Annotated in this window: 10 protein-coding genes; 3 read left to right on the forward strand and 7 right to left on the reverse strand. The window is 34.8% G+C overall.

The annotated features are described in order from the left end of the window. Positions 1–384: 384 nt before the first annotated feature. Genes ACH2CJ_RS09135 through ACH2CJ_RS09150 form a run of 4 tightly spaced genes read right to left on the reverse strand, consistent with a single transcriptional unit; the run spans position 385 to position 6,679 of the window. Entirely contained in the window at positions 385–1,185 is an 801-nt protein-coding gene (locus ACH2CJ_RS09135) for a hypothetical protein (protein ID WP_394992270.1), read from the reverse strand. Positions 1,186–1,216: 31 nt separating this feature from the next. After that, complete coding sequence (locus tag ACH2CJ_RS09140; RefSeq protein ID WP_394992272.1) at positions 1,217–5,188, reverse strand: ELWxxDGT repeat protein; 3,972 nt, start codon at positions 5,186–5,188, stop codon at positions 1,217–1,219. Between the two features lie 47 nt (positions 5,189–5,235). Further along, positions 5,236–6,306, reverse strand: a complete 1,071-nt coding sequence (locus ACH2CJ_RS09145) for a kelch repeat-containing protein (protein ID WP_394992273.1) — start codon at positions 6,304–6,306, stop codon at positions 5,236–5,238. 43 nt (positions 6,307–6,349) lie between these two features. Then, positions 6,350–6,679: a LytR/AlgR family response regulator transcription factor gene (locus tag ACH2CJ_RS09150; RefSeq protein ID WP_394992274.1), complete on the reverse strand. Its 330-nt coding sequence runs from the start codon at positions 6,677–6,679 to the stop codon at positions 6,350–6,352. Positions 6,680–7,105: 426 nt separating this feature from the next. On the opposite strand from ACH2CJ_RS09150, the gene ACH2CJ_RS09155 reads away from it, so the two are divergent. Continuing rightward, positions 7,106–9,253, forward strand: a complete 2,148-nt coding sequence (locus ACH2CJ_RS09155; RefSeq protein ID WP_394992275.1) for a histidine kinase — start codon at positions 7,106–7,108, stop codon at positions 9,251–9,253. A 5-nt stretch (positions 9,254–9,258) separates the two neighbouring features. Next, entirely contained in the window at positions 9,259–10,002 is a 744-nt protein-coding gene (locus ACH2CJ_RS09160) for a LytR/AlgR family response regulator transcription factor (protein ID WP_394992277.1), read from the forward strand. Positions 10,003–10,255: 253 nt separating this feature from the next. Here ACH2CJ_RS09160 and leuS read toward each other — a convergent pair whose 3' ends face one another. Continuing rightward, positions 10,256–13,108, reverse strand: coding sequence for a leucine--tRNA ligase (gene leuS, locus ACH2CJ_RS09165; RefSeq protein ID WP_394992279.1), 2,853 nt, complete (start codon positions 13,106–13,108; stop codon positions 10,256–10,258). A gap of 174 nt (positions 13,109–13,282) precedes the next feature. On the opposite strand from leuS, the gene ACH2CJ_RS09170 reads away from it, so the two are divergent. Next, the gene (locus tag ACH2CJ_RS09170) at positions 13,283–14,200 is read left to right on the forward strand and encodes an S-adenosyl-l-methionine hydroxide adenosyltransferase family protein (RefSeq protein WP_394992280.1); all 918 of its coding nucleotides are present in this window, start codon (positions 13,283–13,285) and stop codon (positions 14,198–14,200) included. A gap of 137 nt (positions 14,201–14,337) precedes the next feature. Here the strand turns inward: ACH2CJ_RS09170 and infC are convergent, their stop codons facing one another. Together infC and thrS are read right to left on the reverse strand one after the other, a co-directional pair. Further along, entirely contained in the window at positions 14,338–14,895 is a 558-nt protein-coding gene (gene infC, locus ACH2CJ_RS09175) for a translation initiation factor IF-3 (RefSeq protein WP_394992282.1), read from the reverse strand. Positions 14,896–15,002: 107 nt separating this feature from the next. Beyond that, on the reverse strand, positions 15,003–16,357 hold a 1,355-nt coding region (gene thrS / locus ACH2CJ_RS09180), incomplete at its 5' end, for a threonine--tRNA ligase (RefSeq protein ID WP_394992284.1).

A 16,357-nucleotide genomic window follows, 5' to 3' on the forward strand; every position in this document is an offset into this window, starting at 1 on the left:
GTGGTAATAAATCCATCCTAAGAGAAAAATTGACTAAAAACTGGAAGTTAATACCAGCAATATTTAAGTAACCTTTTTTTTTATGAACAAACCCTGATAATAGTAGTACAGTTATTTTCATGTCAAATTTTTATTTATGAAAAATTTAGACTGTAAAATTACCAAAAAGTAGAAGATTAATTTCAAATACAATAAAAATCAATTTACCACACAAAATTGTTAACCAATGAGTGGGTTACTTTATCAAAAAAAAATAAATTTACTTATATTTGGTTTCGTAAAATGAATAAACAAAATATTATTAAATTTTAAAAAAGCCTTCCCCACCTCCAAATCTGCTTTAGAAGATTTGGAGGAAAAGAATAAATGATTAATTTGATTCAATTAATTACAATCTACCAGCGTAAACTTCTGAATGTTAGCTTTATTCGCATCATCAACTGAGGTACTTTCAGTAATATACCCTTGTGAATTGACTTTTACATTGGTGATTTTATTCTTGCTATCAAAAACCAGCTTGCCATCATTATCGGCATAATACACTTCAGAAACAGAACCTACATTACCATCAGCAGATTGCCAAGAAAATCCTGTCAGAACATCAAAAGGTAAGCCATTGTTGGCAAGTAATGCCTCTGGTGATTTTGCCATTCCCACGGGTTTGTTAACAAGTTCAAAGTATTTATTGCCTTTTAGGTCTGCATAGCCTCGTTTTGTCATAATGCCATTAATATCATACTCAAAATATTGCTTGCCGTCAGCATTAGGATCGCCCGTTTCGTAAGTAAATTCTGCGATTCTTCCGGCGGCATCGTATTTGATATTGTTTATACCTTTGCTACCATCGGCAGAAGTATAGCTTGATTTCGAGATTTTTCCATTGGTATAGGTATAATTTTCTGAACCATTTGCCTTGCCATCAAGTGTATAAACTGATTTGGTGAGAAGTCCTGCGTTATCATACGTGAAAGAATATACGTACTTAGAAATGTCGCCCGCCCCAGTACCATCAAACTCACGAGTCATGGTTGTTATTTTTCCATTGGCATCGTAGGTGTAGGTATGCTTGTTGCCATTGCCACGGTCAATTGTCGAGACTTTGCAAGGCGGTGTCGTTTCTACTTTTTTACAGGAGAAAGCTAAGAGTGCTACAAGTAGCGTGAGGAGTTTGATTAGAGTTTTCATTTTGATTTTTTGAAATTTAGAATTTAAAAAACTAGTTACATCCTCCAATTTCAGCTTTGAAAACAGTACCATTGTCTGCCTTGAAACCTGCATTGAGTTGAATATTTTTTGCTTGATAAGTTACTTTAGCTGTGCCAGTTATTTTGTTGGTGGCTGTTATTGAGCCGTTGGTGCTATTTGCTTGTCTGGTTATTATACCTGAGTTAATATCATCGGATGTGCTGGCGAGTGAAAGATTTGGAGGGCACGAATAAATTGTTATTGTCTTGCTTGCTGGTGCGGAAACGCATACTTTTTCCCTGCACGATGCAGTGTAAACAGTCGTTGCTGGGGGTATATCCAATATACTTGCTGTGCTACCATTGGTTGCTCCTGCACTCGTTATATTTCTATAATTCCACAATATTTCATTCGCACAATTATTATTGAGCAATGAAACTTGAGTGTTAGGGTAAACTACATCATAAGCTGAAATGATAATTGGTGCTGGAATTGGATTGGTAGTTAATACATAAACACCAATATTTAATGAAGGTCTACTTGAATATATTTTGTTTTCAACGATAGAACTTGGGGTACGCATAGCCGCTTGAAAATTAGGTATCTGCTTAGTGCCATTAGTTGTACCATCAGTTTTCCACAGATACTTATCAGCACTTCTATATTCAATAAAATAAAATTCGTTCCCTTTTACTATAAATGGGGAGCTAAAATAAGAATTGATTGTAAAAGATTTGACCAATTGAGTTCCAAAGCGTGTTCCGTCACTTTTCCAAAGGTGCGAACCATTGCCTACTCCAATTCCAGCCCCCGCTGCAAAAAACAAAGTATTATTAAAAACAAGAAAATTTCTCGGTCCGCTTCCATATGAACCCTCAACTATATCTTTAACCATTTGAGTTCCTGCCACAGTTCCATCAGTTTTCCAAAGTTCATTTCCTTTATCACTTGTTGAAAACCCAAAATAGAGATAGCTATTCCAAGCGACAGATTCAAAACGGCCAGACGTTGTGCTATTATTTTTTAAAAGTATAGTACCACTTGGTGTTCCGTCGGTTTTATATAATCCCCATACAGCACCATCATTTGCATAAAAAAATACATTATTGCCTATTGAATTTAATCCTGTAATACCACCTTCATATCCCATTTCAAAGCTCTTTAAAAGAGTAGTACCAGCAACTGTACCATCAGTTTTCCATAGTTCCATTCCATAAGAAGAATTTCTAACAGAAAAATATAAAAACCCATTGTTAACAAATAAATTATCTACTTCACCAGTGGAAGATGTATTCAAAAAATAATAAATATTACTTTTTAGTAAAACAGTGCCAGCAACTGTACCGTCTGATTTCCATAAGTCAAGAATACCACCACTATCTCTACGTACAGTAAAAAAAAAGGTATTGCCAATATTGGCACTCATTTCCATTATTTCGGTCAGGTAAAGATTGGGAATATTAGAAAGTTTAATTGTTCCCGCATTTGTGCCATCAGTTTTCCAAACTTGTGTAGATGTGCCATCAAAAGCAGTGAAGTAAACTATCCCATTTACGTCTTTACCTCCTTTGAGGTAAGCATCACCATCTTTTACATTATTGTTTGAAAAATAGAGGGCTGTATTTGCAATATTTCCATCGGTTTTCCAAAGACTATTACTTTGATTAGTACCATTATTAGCCGTTTCGGTAAAATGTAATGCTCCATTATAAACGAATTGCTTATCATAAGAAGTGCCTGTCCCTGTACCTTTAAAGGCTTCATCAATGTACGTAGTCAATGAAACACGCCTAATTGAAGCTGTAATCGGATTGGTACTATTATTGTAAATATTATAGTAAATATAGTCCCCAAAAACAACTAAATTCATCATTTTGCCTTGACCTATACTGATTCCCCCATTCAATGCCCCATTTACTCGATAATAGTAGCCATCATAATTATAGTAAAGGTTATTGCCAATTTTGTATAAATCGGCATATTTTCCACCAGTAGCAGTACCAATATTAAATTTAATTACTGTGCCAGCACTTGTTCCGTCTGTTTCACAAACAGACCATTGAAAAGTTGTACTGCTTAATGTGAGAAAGTAAGATTTTGTTCCAATCAAAATGAATTTATCACTTCGTGGGTTACTCCCACCTGAACCAGCTACAATATCTTTAAACAAAGCAGTTCCAGATGTAGTACCGTCTGTTCTCCAAAGCTCTGCTCCATTTGTACCATCATTAGCCTGAAAGTACAAAAAGCCATTTAAAACAGAAAAATATCCAGCGTTACTCCCTCCACTTCCTGAAGCGATATCTTTCAAAATTGTTGTACCAGCAGTTGTGCCATCACTTACCCAAATTTCATTTCCATAAGTTGATGAGTATGCTCCAAAAAATAGTTTTCCATTGAATACCGTGATTCCTTGGGGTTCTACATTTTTTACCAAAGCTGTGCCAGCGGTTGAGCCATCGGTTCTCCAAAGACCAAAAATATTAGATGAAGATCCTGAAAAATATAATATCCCATTTAGTTCAACATAACCGCCAGATACTAAATTATTTTTGATTATAGTAGTACCATCTATAGTTCCATCTGTTTTACAAAAACCCGTTAGACTTCCTGGACTTGAATTATTAAAATATACAATATTACCAACCAATTTATAATCAGTACTGGACTGCCTCATAGTATAATTTGCAATTTTAAAACTACCATTTGATGTACCATCACTTCTCCATAAGCCCGACGAAGTACCATCATTAACATTAAAATAGAGTAAATTACCAATTTTTAGTATTACATGATTTTCAATACCAACACCACTAAAATTTATCACTTTGTAAGTTCCAATTGCGGTTCCGTCAGTTCTCCATAAATCGTCAACACCAAATCCATCAATATCATCAGAGGCAGTAAAATACCAAATACCATTCAATTCAGCACCATCACCATATGAAACAAAGTCAATTTTTTTAGCATTAATATTTTTGACCATCGAAGCATTATTCATGTTCAAATCAGCTTTCCATAGTTCATATCCATAAACTGGTTGGTTCTTGGTAAAATAAAGATTAGTACCCGATTTAATAGGTGTTGAATAGTCAACTTTCTCCCAATGCTCGACACAACTTGTAGATGGTGCATTGACTGTAATGGCAACAAAAGCTACATCTGATTCACATGTATTATTGACACATTTTGCTGAATAAACCGAACTTGTACTTGGACTTACCGTTCTTGATAATGAAGTCGAGTTATCTTCCCATAGTAAACTGTTTGGTGAAGCACAAGCATTTGAGGTCAGCGTAACAGCAGTGTTTGGCTCTACGGCAGTTGATATACTTTGGGTTAAAGTTGGCTTAGTTATAGGGGTTGGAAGATTTACATTAATTAAACCAAACATACTTGGACAAGCTGTACCATCATCACAGGCAACTGCATATTTACCACTACTTGCCGCTTCAATGATAGACGTAGTTTCTCCATTACTCCATTTATACGTGCCACTGCAACCAGATGATGTTAGAAAATTAGATGATGGGTAGCAAGTATTTTCAGTACTATTGATGGATTGCACAATTGTATTACATGAATTATTCTCACAAGTTGTTCCATTTATTTGAATAGCCACTTTTATATTATCAGCATTCCTAATCCACCAAGCATTGCAAGGAGGGTTATTTCCAAAAAAAGTTACTTCTGTGTGAAATAATTGCATATTTACACCTTGATAACCTGTAATTATCTGTGTGATTGTCCAAAAATTATTAATTCTGGTTACAAAAACAGTTTTATAGTGAGGACCATAAATATCTACAAAGTATGAATCCAATCCATGATAATAGTTAGTACCAGCATCAAATGTTGTTGGTGCAAGCGTATTGCTTCCGTTTACATAATTGCCTACATTATAAGTTGCATCATACGAATTTGTTCCTGAGATTATGATTTGTCCAACAACTTCACTTACCCCAAAGCAAGCAAAAATCACGAATAAACTTATTTTTTTCATTTTTAATTTATTTAAAGATAACAAACTGACTATCAACCATTTATTCCCTATTTCACCACCACCTCATAAAAATCGCTCAAATTATTGCCCTCTATAAAGCGACTACCCAAGCCAATATAAGCCTTGCCTTTGTAGGGAATACACGAAGCATAAAATCTGCCTTTTTTGGTATCATCAACTGCAGCCATTTCTCCTGCCAAAGTCCAATTATCAATTTTAGAGTCATATTTATAATAATCATTACTTCCCCCCATATTTAGTCCAGTAATCCCACCCGATACATAGCCAAAGTCGCCAATAGAAAAACCAACTGCACGGCTCAGACCTTTATTAAAATCTCCTTTGCGAGCCCATTTATCAGCAGTTGGGTCGTATTCATAAAAATCTTCTAATTTCTTCAAGAAATTATCTTCTCCACCTCCCACATAACCTTTGCCGCCAATAGCAAATGCAAAAGCTCGGCAACGTGCAGCTCCACCAAAAGATGCTTTCTTTGTCCATTTGTCAGTTTTGGCATCATATTCCCAAAACTCGTTGGTATTTATTGGTGAAAATGGGTCTATATTTCCAGTGCCGAAGTAACCTTTGTCCCCGATTGTAAAATAGATAGGTTGGTCACGGAGTGTGCCTGTGAAGTCTTCTTTTTTAGTCCATTTATTAGTCGCAGGGTCATATTCGTAGAAATCTTTATACAAATCCCCCCTGGTCAGACGGTCATAATTTGTACCTAAGCCCACGTAAGCCTTTCCTCCAATCACAAAAACAATGGCATTGGCACGTGAACTGCCAGGAAATTCGGCAATGGCTTTCCATTTATTGGTAGCAGGGTCGTACTCATAAAAATCTTTTGAAACATTACTAAAACCCTGAAAAGAAGCGTAGCCCGAACCAACATAAAGTTTATCACCGATGGCAAACGATACTGCATTGCTTCGCTCTGCTCCCATAAATTTCTCTAAGGCTTTCCTACCATCTGGCATAAAAGCCTTTATTGTTGGTGTAGGCGTGGGTGTAACTATTGGCGTAGTGGTAGTTGGTGCAGGAGTATCGGTTTTTGAGCAAGCCAATAAAATAGTTCCAGCAAAAAATGTAAAGTAAAGTTTGATTGATATTTTCATTGTTTTATATAATTGAGTTTTGCAAAAAATATTTTTTAGTGTTTTACGAATTTTCAAGACTTTCTCTCAAAATCTTATATTTTCGTCTTGAAACGGGCAAAATCTGTCCGTTAGTCATCAATACAAAGGCTTCATTTTTCATTGAGCTGACTTGACTGATATACTGACAGTTAATAAGTAAACCTTTATTGATGCGTAAAAAGGCTTTATCCGAAATACGTTTTTCAAGAATTTTGAGTGTAAAACCAGAAGTATGTTTACGCTTATCGAGCGTATGAACATTGGTATAATTCCAGTCAGATTCCAGATACAGAATTTCTTTCATCGGAATTCTGTTGCGACCATTCAGTCGAAGTGTAGAGAAGTTTTCCATAACAAAAGTGTTTTGGGTGTATGAGCAATTTTCATTGATCCTAAAGGTTTATTTTCGTCAAATTTCTTTTAAATATTTTCTGAGTAGCCCGTCAATGTGAATTTGGTTTGAGTGTGAAACTGGCTGTATCAAATTAGGAGTAATCTTTGAACACCTGAACAAACTTATAAGCTAATAGAAGAAGATTGAAGTGCTACTAAGCGAAGTGTTGTTTTTTCTAAGTGAACGACAGGTTTTTCTATGTGAATTATTTTACGGTCATTTTTTATTAAAAAGCCATATCCCTTTATTTACCTGTCATTCACATACGATTATGGGTTATTGACTATAAATTTATTGTAAGAGTTGGTTTTTATGACTAATATTGATTCTGATTCTTCGACTATGAGGATAGCCTTATTCGAACAATTCTAAAAATATTCAGACATGATAAAAAAGCAGTTTTATATAATGGCTTTGCTTTTAATAAGCGTATTTTCTTATCCGCAAGATGTAAATATGTCTGTAATAGGAGGAAAAAAGACGCCAAAATTTAATGAGGAGGAAAGGCAGCAATATAAAAACGAATTGAATAAACTCTATAAATTGCCAAAATCCAAAAATAGAGATTCCTTGATTTATTATAATTATAGATTTTTATGTCAAAACTATTTGATTACCAATTTCGCTGATTCATTAATAAAATATGCAGAACAATATAAAAAACTGACGTATGAAAATAAAGATTATGTCCAAAGTTTACAATCAATGATGTATCTTAGTAGTGGTTACAGTCATCCGAAAATTAAGAATCCTTTCAAACTTCATCAGACAAAACTCGAACAACTCAAATTATTAGAATACTCTACTATCGCTAAGAAAAATATTTTAAAAGGAGGGATAAGCAAAAACACTTTACAATATTTTGTTAATTTTTATATACAGCGTGATGAATTTCAATTAGCAAAACAGCTTTTAGATAAATACAAATCTGTTTTGCACCCCGATGATTTTGAAGAACTTCAAGCATTTGCAAAAATGGGTAAATCTGACCCAAGATTTTCTTTAAAAAGTATGCAAGAGCAAATGTTGCAATTACCCAAAAGACCTAATTACACAATTTCTGATTTATGGATGCCATATGCGTTTGGATCGGGTTATTATAACAGGCTTAATTTGCCTGATTCGGCAATAATATACGCTCAAAAAGCCTTTGAAATTAGTAATCAGCCTAATGAAAATCCTTTCCCTGTTGATAAGACTGCCCCAGAAGAGGCATATAATTGGACATTGGCAAGAGCGTATTTTCTAAAAAAGGATTATGAAAAAGCAAATTTTCATCTACAAAAAGTTTGGAATTGTTGCCCAAAGCATGATTCTGGAGAATACCTTTTAGCCTATGATATAAACAAAGCCTTAGGAAAGCATACCGAAGCTCTCAGTAATTATGAAAATTATATCAGAGAAAAATCAAATACAGATAGCCTTAACAAAATAAAATCGGTAGAATATTTGCAAATTGGCTTCGAAACCGAGCGAATTAAGTTTGAAGGAGAGCAAAAACAGTTTTTGATAGAGAAAAGAACAGATTCTGTTTTGAGTCTAAAGCAATTGGAGATTTTACAAATTCTGAATATCAAAAGCAATCTCGAAAAAGAAGCTATCCTGAAATCTCTTTCGTTCGAACAACTGCAAGCTACCTCATTGAAACAATCTTTAGAAAATCAAAAAATAGTGTTCCAATCGCAAGAGCAAAATGGGCAAATTAAAGCTCTGAAAATTAATGATTTAAATCAACAAATTAATTTTCAGAATCGAACTCGTAACTTCTTAGGTTTTGGAATTGGAATATTAAGCCTTTTGGGCATTTCTTTGCTATGGTATAATCGAAAATTGAATGGAAAAAACAAAGATTTGGTTTCTAAAAATGAAATAATAAAGGACATTACATACAAAATTCAAACAACTGAAATCACGGCTCTACGAGCTCAAATGAACCCACATTTTATTTTTAATTGCCTCAATTCTATCCAGTTATTTACCGCCCAAAACGACCCAGACAAAGCATCCGAATACCTCACGAAATTTTCGAGATTAATTCGATTAGTTTTAGATAATTCAAAAACAGATAAAATTTCACTTACCAACGAACTCGAAACGCTTAAACTCTATATTGAAATGGAGTCAATGCGATTTCGTGGAAAATTGAAGCATCTAATTGATATTGCAGATGATGTCGATGTATCATTTATTCAAATTCCACCACTTTTGATTCAGCCATTTGTCGAAAATGCTATTTGGCACGGACTGATGCACAAAGAAGAAGGCGGCACAATAAAAATTAATATTACTCAACCCAAAGAAAACCTCCTTTTGGTAGAAGTTATTGATGACGGAATTGGTAGAGAAAAGGCAATAGAATATAAAAGTAAATCGGCAACAAAACATAAATCTTACGGTATGAAAATTACTGCCGATAGAATCGAATTAATAAATCAAATGTATCAAACCAATACGAATGTTAAGGTTGTGGATTTAAAAAACAATAAAAATGAAGTAATTGGAACAAAAGTAATCATCGAAATCCCTATCTAAAAAACATGAAAGCTATTATTATAGATGATGAACCAAATGCAGTAGAACTTTTAGTTTTACGATTGGCTCAAAAATGCCCTCAAATTGAGGTTGTGGCTCAATTTACCAACAGCGTAAAAGGCGTTGAGGCAATCAAACTGCATCAACCAGACATTGTTTTTTTGGATATTGAAATGCCCCAACTAAATGGTTTTCAGGTCTTGGAAGCGGTTGAAGATATACCTTTTCACTTGATTTTCGTAACCGCTTATGATAAATTTGCGTTGAAAGCTTTTCGATACAGTGCCATAGATTATCTACTTAAACCCATCGAAACCCAAGAACTTATAGAGGCTGTAAGTAAGGTAGAAAAACAAATCAAAACTTCGAAAGAACAAGTAAATCATTTCAGAAATCAATACCAAAATTTCAATAAAACTCTCCCTGATAAAATCGCCTTACCATACCAAAATGGCGTAACATTCGTAGCCATTAAAGATATTGTGTATTGCGAAGCCGATAATACTTATACAAAAGTTTTCATGAATGATGGACAACATTTTTTGGTAACCAAGACGCTACTTTCAATTCAAGAAGTGTTGGAAGAGAGAGAGTTTCTAAGAGTTCATCGGCAGTATATAATAAATCTAAATCAAATCAAAAAATATGTAAAAGGCGAGGGCAACTATCTTATCATGAATAATGATAAAAGTATCCCAATCGGCAGAAGCCAAAAAGATAAACTAATTGAAAAATTTGGTTGGCTTTAGCATTACTGATTCTATGCTATTAAATCAGTTTTTCGGAGACGTGAAGCGTCAATTTTTTTCCCATTCGATAAAATAACGCTTCAACCGTTCACCTCGAATGTATTATTGAAAATTTTCTCATCATTATTAATTTTTTTAAGATTCTAAATTTATTATTTCCTCAAACATATAAAAACAAACCCCAGTCACAATAATATATATAACGCTAAGTTCAAAAAAATAGCCCTGATTTCTCAGGGCTATTTTTAAATTTCTATACTACCACATTAACAATTCGTTTCGGTACAACAATCACCTTTTTAGGCGTAGCTCCTTCAAGCCATTTCAATACTAAATCATTTTCCATAACCAATTTTTCAATTTCCTCTTTATTCATATCGGCAGGAAAATTGAGTGTTGCACGCACTTTTCCATTAATCTGAATTGGGTATTCAAATGAATCTTCAATCAAATGTTTTGCATCAAATATCGGAAACTCCTGAACAGTAATGCTATCAGTATTACCCAAAATCTGCCATAATTCTTCCGTAACGTGCGGTGCATAAGGTGAAAGTATTACAACCAATTTCTCAAGAATGGCTTTCTTATGACATTTCAAATCTGACAAATCATTCACACAAATCATAAATGAACTCACTGAAGTATTAAACGAAAAATCTTCAATATCTTCGGCTACTTTCTTAATAGTTTTATGCAATGCTTTTAATTCTTCTTTCGTTGGTTCGGCATCTATTACCAAATATTTACCATTTTGGTCGAAAAACAAACGCCACAATTTACGAATAAAACGATAAGTTCCTTCTATACCACGAGTATCCCACGGTTTACTTTCGGTCAATGGCCCTAAAAACATTTCATAAAGTCGAAATGTATCAGCACCATATTTCTCAACAATTGTGTCAGGATTTACTACATTATACTTTGATTTTGACATTTTTTCAACTTCCGAGCCACAAACATATTTCCCGTGCGACGAACCGCCATCTTCTAAAATAAATTGTGGGTCATCACCAATGTCATTTCTATTCGCTTTGAATTTTTCAATATCTAAAATATCATTTTCTACAATATTTACATCGACATGAAGTTTTGTTGTTTCATAATTATCTTTCAAACCAAAAGAAACAAAAGTAATTTTTTCTGCATCTTTTACTCGATAGACAAAACTACTACGCCCCATAATCATTCCTTGATTAATGAGTTTCATGGCAAATTCTTCTTGTGGTACATAACCTCTATCTTTCAAGAATTTATTCCAAAAACGGCTATACAATAAGTGTCCAGTTGCGTGTTCTGTTCCTCCTAAATATAAATCCACATTTTGCCAATAATCAATCGCTTCTTTCGAGGCAAATTCTTGGTTATTATGAGCATCCATGTATCTAAACCAATACCAACTACTTCCTGCCCAACCTGGCATGGTGCTTAATTCGTATTCGTTGCCTTTATAATTCCAACCTTCGGCACGTCCTAATGGTGGTTCACCTTCTTCGGTCGGCAAATATTTGTCAATTTCTGGCAAAACCAATGGTAAATCTTTCTCATCAATCAAATAAGGTAAATTACCTCCCCCATCGGGGGTCGGGGGGCTGAAATAAACAGGCACAGGCTCGCCCCAATAACGCTGACGAGCAAAAACAGCATCACGCAAACGATAATTTACTTTACCTTTTCCGATACCATTTTCTTCCATAAAAACAATCAATTTAGCAGTTGCTTCCTTGTAACCCAAACCATCAATCATGCCCGAATTGATGTATTTTCCTTCTTTGGTCGAGTCAGCTTGCGTTGATATATCTGTCTGACTATCAAGTATTTGCACGATTGGCAAGCCAAAATGTGTAGCAAAATTCCAGTCACGTTGGTCTCCAGATGGTACACCCATAACAGCACCCGTTCCATAACCAGCCAAAACGTAATCGGCAATCCAAATGGGTACTTTTTCACCATTAAAAGGATTGATACAATAACTTCCTGTAAATGCACCCGAAACCGATCTGACATCTGAAACACGGTCAAGTTCAGAACGCTTTTGTGTTTCAGAAATATAGTTTTCAATGCTATTTTTCTGCTCAGGAGTTGTTAACGAAGCCACTAACTCATGCTCAGGAGCTAAAACCATGAATGAAACGCCATAAATTGTATCAACACGAGTCGTAAAAACTTCAATTGAATTACGAACGGGCGACGAATCGCTTACAATTTCAGAATTAAGATTATTTTCTTCAATCGTAAATCGAACCATTGCTCCTACTGATCGACCAATCCAATTTTTTTGTTGTTCTTTCAATGAATCAGACCAATCAACCAAGTCCAAACCACTGATTAGTCGGTCGGCGTATGCAATGATTCGCATCATCCATTGTTGCATTTTTTTTTGAATCACCGGATAACCCCCACGCTCAGAAACGCCATCTTTTACCTCATCATTCGACAAAACCATACCTAATGCTGGGCAAAAATTTACCACCGCATCAGATAAATACGTCAAACGATAATCCAATGAAATTTTATACTTTTCGGTTTCATTAAATCCTTTCCATGCTTCGGCTGTAAAACTTAAAACATCATCGCCAATAACAGTTTTTACGCCCGAAGTTCCATTTTGCTCAAATTTTGCGTATAAAGTTTCTATAAGTTCTGCTTTATCGCTCTCTTTATTGTACCACGAATTGAACAATTCCATGAAAATCCACTGTGTCCATTTATAATATTTGGGGTCAGAAGTACGCACTTCACGAGTCCAATCGTAACAAAAGCCAATCTTTTTTAACTGACTTATATAAGTGGTAATATTACTTTCGGTAGTAACTGCGGGGTGTTGTCCAGTTTGAATAGCGTATTGTTCAGCCGGAAGTCCAAAAGAGTCAAAACCCATTGGGTGAAGTACATTAAAACCCTTTAAACGCTTGTATCTTGAATAAATATCAGTGGCGATATAGCCCAAAGGATGCCCAACATGTAAGCCAGCACCCGATGGATAGGGAAACATATCAAGTACATAATATTTGGGTTTTGAATGGTCAATTTCTACTTTGTAAGTTCCGTTTTCTTCCCAGAACTTTTGCCATTTTTTTTCAATCTCACGATGGTTGAACTCCGACATTTTGTATTTTTTATTGAATGAATGAAAATTGCATTAAGCTGTATGTTATACGCTTTATGCTTTTTTTACAAAACTAAATAAATGCTTATTGCTTAAATTTATCCCACAAAAATACAATTTTAAGAGCGAAACCTTGTTATTTTGCATTATATAATATCAAACCTTTTCAAAAATATGTCTCGAAAAGTTATCATTCTCTCATTAGTTTTTTTTTCAACAACCTTACTATCAGTCTTTTATGTGCAAAACAAAAGGCATAAATCGCCTTTAGTATTAATTACCGATTTCGGAACGAAAGATGGTGCAGTGGCTGCCATGAAAGGCGTTGCACTCAATTTAGCTCCAACACTCATCATACATGACCTAACGCACGAAATCGATGCTTTCAATATTTGGGAAGGTGCATTTCGTTTACAACAAACCGCACCTTATTGGGCAGCAGGAACGGTCTTTGTTTGCGTGGTTGACCCTGGTGTTGGCACAGAACGAAAATCAATTATCTTGAAAACTAAAGCTAATCATTATTTCGTTGGACCAGACAATGGACTTTTTACTTTAGTGGCAAAAAACGAAGGAATCGCTGAAATACGAGAAATTTCGGTTGCAAACCGCCTACCTAACTCACAAAGTTCTTATACGTTTTTTGGAAGAGATGTCTTTGCATACTCTGGAGGAAAATTAGCCTCAGGCATAATTGACTTTGAAGAAGTTGGTGAGAAAGTAGCTAATAATCAGTTAGTTATATTGCAATATCCAGAGGCTAAATTTATAAATGGTATTGTTTTTGGTGGAATTCCAGTATTAGATATTCAGTATGGAAACGTTTGGACAAACATTGATTCGAAAACCATATCAAACTTAAATGTAAAAATTGGCGATAAACTTTCCATCAAAATTTTCGAAAAAGATAAAATGATATATAAAGGAAATATACCGTTTGTTCATACATTTGGTGATGTAAAAACTGGAGAAACCCTATGTTATTTGAATAGCCTTTTGAATTTATCTTTAGGTATAAATATGGGTAATTTTTCTGAAAAACACAGAGTTTTTAGTGGGATTGACTGGAAAATTGAAGTGATGAAGGAATAATTTGTAAGAATATTTTTCAACCCGTCTAGAATTTTCAAATGTAAAAAACACAAGTCAGATTTGAAACCCAACGTACAAATAAGCAAACGAAAAAGGGTGTACCAATGACGGCACACCCTCTTATAAAGTCAGAACTATTATTTCTTAGGTTTTGGAGCAAGAAATACAATCATTCGCTTACCTTCCAGCTTTAATTCACCTTCGGGTTTGCCGTATTCTTCCAATCCTGCAATAAAACGCTTCAATAAAGTGATACCTTGGTCTTTAAAAACGATTTGTCTTCCAACAAAATGAACATAGGCTTTCACTTTAGAATTTTCTTTTAGGAAACCAATGGCGTGTTTGAGTTTAAAGTCAAAATCATGATCATCGGTTTGTGGACCGAATCTAATTTCTTTTATGACCGTTTTTGCAGCTTTGGCTTTTATTTCCTTTTGCTTTTTCTTTTGGTCGTACTTAAACTTTGAGTAATCTACAACTCTACATACTGGTGGCGTAGCTGTTGGTACAATCTCAACTAAGTCAAGGCTTTGTGCTTGTGCCATAGCGAGAGCTTGCATGGTATCAAAAATGCCTTGTTCTACATTATCGCCTACTAAACGAACTTGTGCTGCACGAATCCTTTGGTTGATTCGATGTTCGTCTTCCTTCTGTACTGGTCTTCTGAAATTACGATTGAATGGTTGTTGTGCCATTTAACGATTTTAAGGTTGCTAAAAAAATTGAATTTTACGAAACTACTATTATTATTATTTAAAAGCAAATATTCTTTTAGCTTTTATACTAAAATTTAATCTTTGTGCTATTTACTTTGCTTAAACTGAGGGATATTCTTATTAATTTCTATTTTAGCATAATTTATAAATTCCTCAATTGTCATTGATCCTAAATCGCCTTCTCCTTTTCTTCGAACTGATATACGTCCCTCTTGTTCTTCTTTTTCTCCTACAATTAGCATCAAAGGTAGTTTATTAATTTCGGCATCACGTATTTTTCTACCAATTTTTTCATCACGATGGTCCACGAAACCTCTAATATCTTGTTCTTGTAAAGTCAAGAAAAGTTCATTGGCATAATCTTCGTATTTTTCAGAAATTGGTAAAATTGCAATTTGATCTGGTGAAAGCCAAAGTGGGAAATTTCCTGCTGTGTTTTCTATCAAAATTGCAATGAAACGTTCCATAGAACCAAATGGAGCTCTGTGAATCATCACTGGGCGATGTTTTTGGTTATCCGAACCATTGTACTCTAATTCAAATCTATCGGGTAACTGATAATCAACTTGAATAGTTCCCAATTGCCACTTACGACCAATGGCATCTTTTACCATAAAGTCAAGTTTTGGCCCGTAAAAAGCTGCTTCACCTAATTCTTCAACAGTTTTTAGTCCCTTTTCAGCGGCGGCTCTTCTAATAGCGTTTTCAGCAATATCCCACGCTTCATCAGTTCCAAAATATTTCTCTGCTTTTGCGGGGTCTCTCAAAGAAACTTGTGCAGAAAAATCTTCAAAACCAAGCGATTTAAACACATATAATACTAAATCTATTACTTTTTTGAACTCGTCTTCTACTTGTTCTGCTGTACAAAAAATATGGGCGTCGTCTTGTGTAAAACCTCGTACACGGGTTAAACCATGTAATTCTCCGCTTTGTTCATACCGGTAAACTGTACCAAACTCTGCTAATCGCAAAGGCAAATCACGATAACTTCTGGGGCGTGAAGCATATATTTCGCAATGATGCGGGCAGTTCATTGGTTTCAGCATAAACTCCTCTCCTTCTTCAGGAGTAGTAATTGGCTGAAACGAATCTTTACCATATTTTTCCCAGTGACCTGATGTCAAATATAATTGTTTACTACCAATATGAGGTGTTACAACTTGCTGATAACCAGCTCTTACTTGTGCTTTTTTCAAGAAATTTTCTAATCTCTCACGCAACATTGCTCCCTTTGGCAACCAAAGTGGCAAGCCTTTTCCAACTTTTTCGGAGAAAGTAAAAAGGTCTAATTCTTGTCCTAATTTTCGGTGGTCACGGCGTTTGGCTTCTTCCAAAAGTAATAGATATTCTTCTAATTCTTTTTGTTTTGGAAAAGTTATACCATAAATACGAGTTAGCATCTTATTGTTTTGGTCGCCTTTAAAATAAGCTCCCTTGA

It is taken from the genome of Emticicia sp. (assembly GCF_043780375.1).
In the GTDB taxonomy this organism is placed as follows: domain Bacteria; phylum Bacteroidota; class Bacteroidia; order Cytophagales; family Spirosomataceae; genus Emticicia.

Excerpts from the sequence above, each read along its gene's own strand:
- ACH2CJ_RS09135 (WP_394992270.1), bottom strand. The coding sequence starts at position 1,185 with ATGAAAACTCTAATCAAACTCCTCACGCTACTTGTAGCACTCTTAGCT.
- ACH2CJ_RS09140 (WP_394992272.1), bottom strand. The coding sequence starts at position 5,188 with ATGAAAAAAATAAGTTTATTCGTGATTTTTGCTTGCTTTGGGGTAAGT.
- ACH2CJ_RS09145 (WP_394992273.1), bottom strand. The coding sequence starts at position 6,306 with ATGAAAATATCAATCAAACTTTACTTTACATTTTTTGCTGGAACTATT.
- ACH2CJ_RS09150 (WP_394992274.1), bottom strand. The coding sequence starts at position 6,679 with ATGGAAAACTTCTCTACACTTCGACTGAATGGTCGCAACAGAATTCCG.
- ACH2CJ_RS09155 (WP_394992275.1), top strand. The coding sequence starts at position 7,106 with ATGATAAAAAAGCAGTTTTATATAATGGCTTTGCTTTTAATAAGCGTA.
- ACH2CJ_RS09160 (WP_394992277.1), top strand. The coding sequence starts at position 9,259 with ATGAAAGCTATTATTATAGATGATGAACCAAATGCAGTAGAACTTTTA.
- leuS (WP_394992279.1), bottom strand. The coding sequence starts at position 13,108 with ATGTCGGAGTTCAACCATCGTGAGATTGAAAAAAAATGGCAAAAGTTC.
- ACH2CJ_RS09170 (WP_394992280.1), top strand. The coding sequence starts at position 13,283 with ATGTCTCGAAAAGTTATCATTCTCTCATTAGTTTTTTTTTCAACAACC.
- infC (WP_394992282.1), bottom strand. The coding sequence starts at position 14,895 with ATGGCACAACAACCATTCAATCGTAATTTCAGAAGACCAGTACAGAAG.